A 6,683-nucleotide genomic window follows, 5' to 3' on the forward strand; every position below is an offset into this window, starting at 1 on the left:
CTCTGAATCCCCGCGCGAGCGCACGGCCACGGACGGGCGGGCGCCGGACACCGCGAAGCAGGCTCTGGAAAGCCGCGCGAAGCTGCGCCTGGCGCTGCTCAACCGGCTCCAGCGCGGGCTCACCGAGGTGACGACGAAGCTGGCCAACTTCCTCACCAACCCCGGCCGCCAGGGCGTCGTCACCCTGCCCGTGGTCCTGAGCGAGAGCTCCGTCGCCTACGAGTGGTGGAAGTCCGCCAGCGCGGTCCCCGACGACCGGCAGTACCTGGCCATCGCGCTGGGCGAGCCCCCCACCGTCGACGACGCCACGCTCCTGCGCACGCTCCGGGCCGAGGTGCACGACGCCTTCGCGGAGTTCCAGCGCACCCCGCCCGGCGTCGACGCGCGCAAGCGCTACGACGAGGTGCTCCAGAAGTACGAAGCCGCCCGCATCCAGCCCGTCATCTCCGGCCACGACGCCGGCCCGCTGGTGCAGGAGTGCGCCCGGCTGGGACTGCCCTGCGAGCGGGAGTTCACCCGCTCCCTGCTCGTGTCGCCGTGGATGCTCGCCATCAGCCAGAGCCCGGACGAGGGCTCCGCGAAAGAGGTGATGGTCGCGGGCCTGTCCCTGGCGCAGCTGGGAGCGCTCGTGGGCCACCTGCGGCGCCTCAACCCGCTGCTCACCAACGCCCAGCTGCGCACGCTGCTGTTGAATGCCTCCACGGACCTGAAGCACGCGCTGCGCAAGGCACTGGGCCAGCAGGAGGTGGAGCGCGTGCAGGAGCTGGCGCGTCAGCTCCTGCGGCTGCGCGCCATGGAGCACCTGGTCGTCTGAGGCTCAGGCGCGGAAGACGGTGGGACGCAGCGCCAGCTCCGCCGTCGAATCCAACGTCACGGACGCAAGCAGCGACTCCGCCACGGACCGCGTCGCGGCCAGCCGGTTCGCGAGCTGGGTGTACGTGAAGGTGAAGCCCACCTGCTCGCGCAGCACGTAGAACTGGAGCTGCGCGAGGACGAGCGACTCCATCCGGAAGGTGTACTCGCGCAGCACGCCCGGGTTCGCGCCGAAGGTGGCCTTCTTCTCCGACACGTGGCGGAAGTCGGTGGCGGACCGCACGCCCTCGAGCATCCGCGCGGCGTACTGCTCCAGCGACTCACCAGGGACGGCTGGCTCCAGCGACACGACGAGGTTCGAGCGGAAGCCGTCCTCTTCCGGCCCCACGGCGACAATCTGGCTGGCGTCGAACCAGCCCTCGGGCAGGGCGACGCGCAGCGGACCGTGACGGATGGACCTGGGAATGGCCATGAGGGGAGGAGGAGCTGGCTAGGAGGACTCGCGGCCGAAGTTGGCCTGGGCGCGGGAGCCGACACCGTCGGTGTTGCCCATCGAGGCCACCTTCTGCCCGCTCTCCGCCGCGGCCTGCGGCTCCCCGATCCCGTTGGCGTTCTCGACAAGCATCATCCCGCCGCCCTGGTGCTTCGCCCAGCTGATCTGCATCGAGTCCGCCAGCCGCTGCGCGTCCACCGGGATGCGCGTGCCCGTGCTGGGGTCCTTCAGCAGGTAGCGGCCCTGGTCGTCCTTGCCCTCCACGGAGACCCAGTGCGCGAGGCCCGTCTCGCCTTCCTTCGTCGTGGGGTCCACCAGGCAGGAGTCCACCATCACCGCGGCCTTGCCACCGCGGGCGAGGGCCTGATCCAGGCTGTCCTTGTCGAGCCCGGCCGACGTCTGCGTCACCTTGAGGCCCTGGTTGGCCAGCATGTTGGACAGCTCGTGTGGCGACGTGCCCTTGCCGTCGGTGAAGCGCGACTCCAGCGCGTCCATCTTCTGCGTGTCCGACACGGACTGCGTCTTGCCGGTGCCCAGATCCTTGCTCAGCATCACCGCCACCGCGGCGCCGCAGTTGGTCTGCTTGGTCTGCTTGAGCACGGAGGAGTCCGAGCCCTCCGTCTCCCAGCCGCCAATCTCCGGGGCCTCGGGCGCGCCCGCTGGCCCCACGCTGAAGCCCGGCTCCTGCGCCGACGCGCCTCCGCCGGCCTGGAAGCGGCTCGACCACTCCCGCATCAGGTCCCCCACCGCCGCGTAGGCGTCCGTGGCCTGCTCCACCTGCTGGGGCGTGCGTGCGGACTCCACCCGGGCGACCACCTTCTCCTGCGGCAGCTCCAACTGCTGCGCGGTCTGCTGTGGCTGGGCGGCCGGGGTCGCCTCCGCCCGCTGCTCGAAGGGACGGCGGAGGTTGGAAGAAAGGTTCACGCTCAAGAGGAGGGCTCCTGAAGGGGGATGGGGGATGCCATCCTACCTGCTTTGCCGCCCCGTGTTAAGGGTCGCCGGACGGATCCAGGCCGTGCTTCCTCAGGAGTTTCCGAAGGTAGACACGGTCGATGTCCGCCTCGCGGGCCGCCCGGGAGATGTTGCCCTCGCAGCGCTCGATGAGGTTCTTCAGGTAGTCGCGCTCGAAGCCCTCGATGAGGTGCTCCTTGGCTTCCTTGAAGGGCAGGTCCAGCTCCGGCCCCTTGCGCGTGCCGTCCTGGGGCGGCTCCAGGTCCGGGAGCGCCTCTTCGCCCAGGTTCACCACCTGCTCCACCACGTTGCGCAGCTCGCGCACGTTGCCGGGCCAGGGGTACTGGAGGAGCAGCGCGCGCGTCTGGTCCGACAGGGCGCTGGGCGGACGGCCCATCCCCTTGAGCATCGCGTCAATGAGGAGCGGGATGTCGTCCGGCCGCTCGCGCAGCGGGGGCAGCGTGACGCGCAGCACGGCGAGCCGGTGGAAGAGGTCGCGGCGGAACTTCCCCTGCTGGACGGCCTGCTCCAGGTTCACGTGCGAGGCGGCCACCACGCGCATGTTCACCGTGAAGTAGTCGTTGCCGCCCACGCGCTTCACCTGCCGGCGCTCCAGCACGCGCAGCAGGCGCGGCTGCAACTCCAGGGGCAGCTCGCCAATCTCGTCCAGGAAGACGGTGCCGTTCTGCGCGCGCTCGAAGGCGCCGGCGCGGTCACCCTGGGCGCCGGTGAAGGAGCCCTTCACGTGGCCGAAGAGCTCCGACTCGATGAGCGTGTTCGGCACGCCCGCCAGGTCCACGATGACGAAGGGCCCCTTCGCGCGCGGGCTCTGCTGGTGGATGGCCTCCGCGCACAAATCCTTGCCGGTGCCCGTCTCGCCGTGGATGAGCACGTCCGCGCCGCCGGGCGCCAGGCGCTCCAGCAGCGTGAAGGCCTCGCGCATCTTGCGGCTGGTGCCGACGAGCGCCCCGAAGTGGTCCTTCGCGGACAGCGGCACCGAGCGCTCGCGCGTGTCCTCCGGCACCAGCTTCAGCTCCGTGGTGCCCAGGGTGATGACGCTGCCGGGGCGCAGCTCCATGGCGCTGAAGCGCAGGCCCTCGACGAAGGAGCCGTTGTGCGAGCCCAGGTCGGTCGCGAGCACGTGCTCGTCATGCACCTCCAGCCGCAGGTGCTGGCGCGACACGGCCTTGTCGGAGAGCACGATGTCGCACGTGGGCGCCTTGCCCAGCACGTAGGTGCCCTGCTTGAGCGCGTGGCTCTTGCCGGCCTCCGCGCCCGACAGGACCCGGAGCACCATCCGCACCTGACCCGCACGGCCCCGGTTCAGGGTGGCCGTGGCATCCAGGAGCGCCTCATCGTCGTCGGGGGGCAGCGACACGGGGGCGGACGCTAGCACGACCCGCGAGCCTGGGGGCCGTCACCGCCGCCGCGGACGTGCAGGCGTGCGGGCAGGCGGAGGGGGCGCCTCCGACGGAAGGGACTTGAGCCACGAGTCCACCTCCCCCACGCGCGCGTCCATCCCCGCTTCGCTGAAGCGTCCCCGGGCCCGGGTGGCCTCGCCCCGGGCCTCGGGCGGACGTCCCGTCTCATACAGCGCGCGCGCCAGCGCGAAGCCGGACTCCCCCAGCGCATCCGCGGGCGCGGAGGCGAAGGACACCGCCAGCGTCAGCGGCTCCACGGAGTCGCGCGCCCGGCCCAGCCCCAGCAGCGCCTGCCCCACCCCGTCATAGGAGGGCTGGAGCTTCTCGTCGTCCGCGGGCAGCGCCTTGCGCTTGAGGGCCAGCGCCCGCTCGTAGGTCTTCAGCGCGTCGTCGTAGCGCTTCAACCCGAGCTGGCACATGCCCACCTCGTCCAGCGCCTCCGCGACCTGGGGGCTGTCTTCGCCGTAGAGGACCTTGAAGATGTCCACCACCGCCTGGGCATGCGGCAGCGCCCGGTCGTCCTGCTTCAATTCGCGCAGGGACCAGGACAAGAGGCCGTGCCGGCGCGCCACGTCCGGATGGAGCGGTCCCACCACCGCCTCGGTCTGCGTGAGCGCCTCCTCCATCACCGCGAGCGCCTGCGGGGGCTCGCCCAACTCACGCATCACCCGGCCCAGGAGGAAGAGCGTCCGCGCGCGCTTGGGGTGCTGCGCCGGCAGGGCCTTGTCGTAGAGGGCGCGCGCCTGCACCAGCCGCGCGCGGGCCTCCTCGAAGTGCCCCTGGGAGACGGCGAGGTTCGCCTGGTTCACCTTGACGTCGGCCTCCAGCACGGGCTCGCCGCCCAGCCGTTGCAGCGTGGCCTCCGCGAGCTCGCCCCAGCTCGCCGCCGGGCCGAAGTGCTTCTGTCCGTCCTCCACATAGAGCAGCTTGTTGAGGATGGAGACCTTCAGCCGGTCCGCCCGGCCGGCCTCCGCGTCGAACACGGCGCGCGACAGCAGCTGGGACGCCGCGGGCGAGTCCCCCAACTGCTCCTGGAGCCAGCCCAGGTGGAAGCGCAGCTCCGCCCTCAGGGGCAGGTAGCCCGTGGCCACCACCGGGGCCTCCAGGGGCTTCACCGCCGCGAGCGCCGCCTTGTAGCGGCCCGCGTCCACCTGCGCGCGGACCTCCGACAGGCTCCCCTCCAGCTTTTCAATCTGCTCGCGCAGGACGGGGTCGGAGGGCCTGCGCTGCTGTTCGGCGAGCGCCTCCACGTCCTGGCACTCGTGCAGCGTGGGCAGCGCGTGCGCCACGTCCACGGCCTTCTCCACCACGGCGGCGTCCGCGCCCGCCAAGAGCTCCACCGTGGCGCGCAGGTCCTTGCGCCGCCGCTCCAGGCACACCACCTGCCGGTCGAATTGATCCTCCGGGACGACACCTTGCACGCGCGTGGCCTCGCACGCCTGGACGCGCTGGTTCTTCCAGCCCTCCGCGTACTGCTCCAGCACCTGCACGGTGCGCTGGGCCATGGCCTCCGCGAAGGGCTTGCCGGTGGCGCGGAAGGCGGACTCCAGCCGCGCCTTCGCCTCCGGCGTCCAGACGTCGTCCATCTGCGCCCCGGCATCCACGCACACCCGGGACTGCTGCCACGCCGCGCCCGCGGCCACCGCCAGCGTCGCGGTCACCACGCCCGTCGCCGCCACCCAGCGCCGGCGCTGCCCCAGACGCTGCTCCTGCGAGAGCGCACCCAGCAGCGCCTGCATCGAAGGGAAGCGTCCGGCGGCGTCCAGCGACAGGCCGCGCATCACCGCCTGCCGCACCCACGCGGGCACCTTCACGTCGCGCGGCGGCTCGCGGATCAGCGCGGGTGGCGGCGCGGCGGGGATCGGGGCCGTCAGCGGCGCCGTGCCTCCCAGGGACTGCGTGCCCTCCGCCTCCACGCTCTGGCTGGATGCGTAGGCCTTCAGGCTGCCCGGATCGAAGGGGCGCGTGCCGTAGAGGGCGCCATAGAGTGCCGCGCAGAAGCTGAATTGATCCGTGCGCGCGTCCAGCGCCGTGCCCCGGAACTGCTCCGGGGACATGTAGTTGGGCGTGCCCACGAGCAGGCCCGCCTCGGTGAGCGTGGTCTCCAGCATCCGCCGGTCCGCGCCCTGGAGGACCTCCGCCTCCTCCGGGGACGACTCCTCCGAGGAGGTCTCCCCCACCTGCCGCGCCAGCCCGAAGTCCGTCACGTAGACGCGGCCCGCGCGGCTCACCAGCACGTTGGCGGGCTTGAAGTCGCGGTGCACCAGCCCCGCGTCGTGCGCGGCCTGGAGCCCGCGTCCCGCCGCCAGGTAGCGCTCCAGCACCTCGCGCCACGGCCGCTTCGCTGCTTTCAGCCAGGTGCCCAGCGTGCCGCCGTCCACCAGCTCCATCGCGACGAAGACCTGGTCGCCCCACATGCCCACGTCGAAGACGGGGATGACGTTGGGATGGGAGACGCGCGCCATGGCCTGCGCTTCACGCAGCAGCCGCGAGCGCGCCTCCTCGGCGTCCCCCTGCGCGTTCGGGTGCAGCAGCTTGAGGGCCACCTTGCGGTCCAGGTCCGGATCATAGGCGGCGTACACCACGCCCATGCCGCCCTGCCCCAGCCGCCGCAGCAGCAGGTAGCGGCCCACCTGCGGAACGGGCGGCACGTCCTCGGGGGCACGCCCCGCGTGGGGGCCCGTCCCCCGTCCCGTGCCCGCGCCCGAGCGCGCGGAGTCCAAAGGGCCCGTGCCTGGGCCTCCCCTGCCGGTGTCTCTCTTTGTCATGGGCGGTCCACCTGATCCGCGACTCTACCCTCGGCTCTCGTGGGCGCCGCATGTTCTGCCGCGGTGCGCCGTCCAGGCCGCCTGCCTGGTGACGGTGGTCATCAGGGACCGGAGCGCGGTCATCAGGGGGCGGGGGCAAGGTGCGAGACAAACCCCTGGAAACAGACATGGGGCGCGGTGGCACGACAGCCGCAACGGGTCCGTGCATCGCAGTTCTCTCTCTTCCCCCTCCTGGTG

Annotated in this window: 5 protein-coding genes; 1 reads left to right on the forward strand and 4 read right to left on the reverse strand. The window is 72.0% G+C overall.

Features of this window, described 5'->3' with window-relative positions; genetic code table 11:
• A partial coding sequence (locus D7V93_RS45385; RefSeq protein WP_120647448.1) for a hypothetical protein occupies positions 1–814 on the forward strand: 814 nt, incomplete at its 5' end.
• Between the two features lie 3 nt (positions 815–817).
• On the opposite strand, the gene D7V93_RS34680 is transcribed toward D7V93_RS45385, so the two are convergent.
• The 4 genes from D7V93_RS34680 to D7V93_RS34695 form a co-directional block, all read right to left on the reverse strand.
• Positions 818–1,285 (reverse strand): DcrB-related protein, encoded by a 468-nt coding sequence (locus tag D7V93_RS34680; protein WP_120647449.1) that lies wholly within the window; start codon positions 1,283–1,285, stop codon positions 818–820.
• Positions 1,286–1,303: 18 nt separating this feature from the next.
• Positions 1,304–2,236, reverse strand: a complete 933-nt coding sequence (locus D7V93_RS34685; RefSeq protein WP_120647450.1) for a cysteine peptidase family C39 domain-containing protein — start codon at positions 2,234–2,236, stop codon at positions 1,304–1,306.
• A 58-nt stretch (positions 2,237–2,294) separates the two neighbouring features.
• On the reverse strand, positions 2,295–3,554 hold the full coding sequence (locus D7V93_RS34690) for a sigma 54-interacting transcriptional regulator (protein WP_244237685.1): 1,260 nt from the start codon (positions 3,552–3,554) through the stop codon (positions 2,295–2,297).
• 120 nt (positions 3,555–3,674) lie between these two features.
• Positions 3,675–6,446, reverse strand: coding sequence for a protein kinase domain-containing protein (locus D7V93_RS34695; RefSeq protein ID WP_120647451.1), 2,772 nt, complete (start codon positions 6,444–6,446; stop codon positions 3,675–3,677).
• Positions 6,447–6,683: the final 237 nt, after the last annotated feature.

The sequence above is a fragment of the Corallococcus llansteffanensis genome (assembly GCF_003612055.1).
Lineage (GTDB): Bacteria > Myxococcota > Myxococcia > Myxococcales > Myxococcaceae > Corallococcus > Corallococcus llansteffanensis.

Bases quoted from the DNA above. Each gene is read 5' to 3' on its own strand.
- D7V93_RS34690 (WP_244237685.1), bottom strand. From the start codon at position 3,554: ATGGTGCTCCGGGTCCTGTCGGGCGCGGAGGCCGGCAAGAGCCACGCG.
- D7V93_RS34680 (WP_120647449.1), bottom strand. From the start codon at position 1,285: ATGGCCATTCCCAGGTCCATCCGTCACGGTCCGCTGCGCGTCGCCCTG.
- D7V93_RS34695 (WP_120647451.1), bottom strand. From the start codon at position 6,446: ATGACAAAGAGAGACACCGGCAGGGGAGGCCCAGGCACGGGCCCTTTG.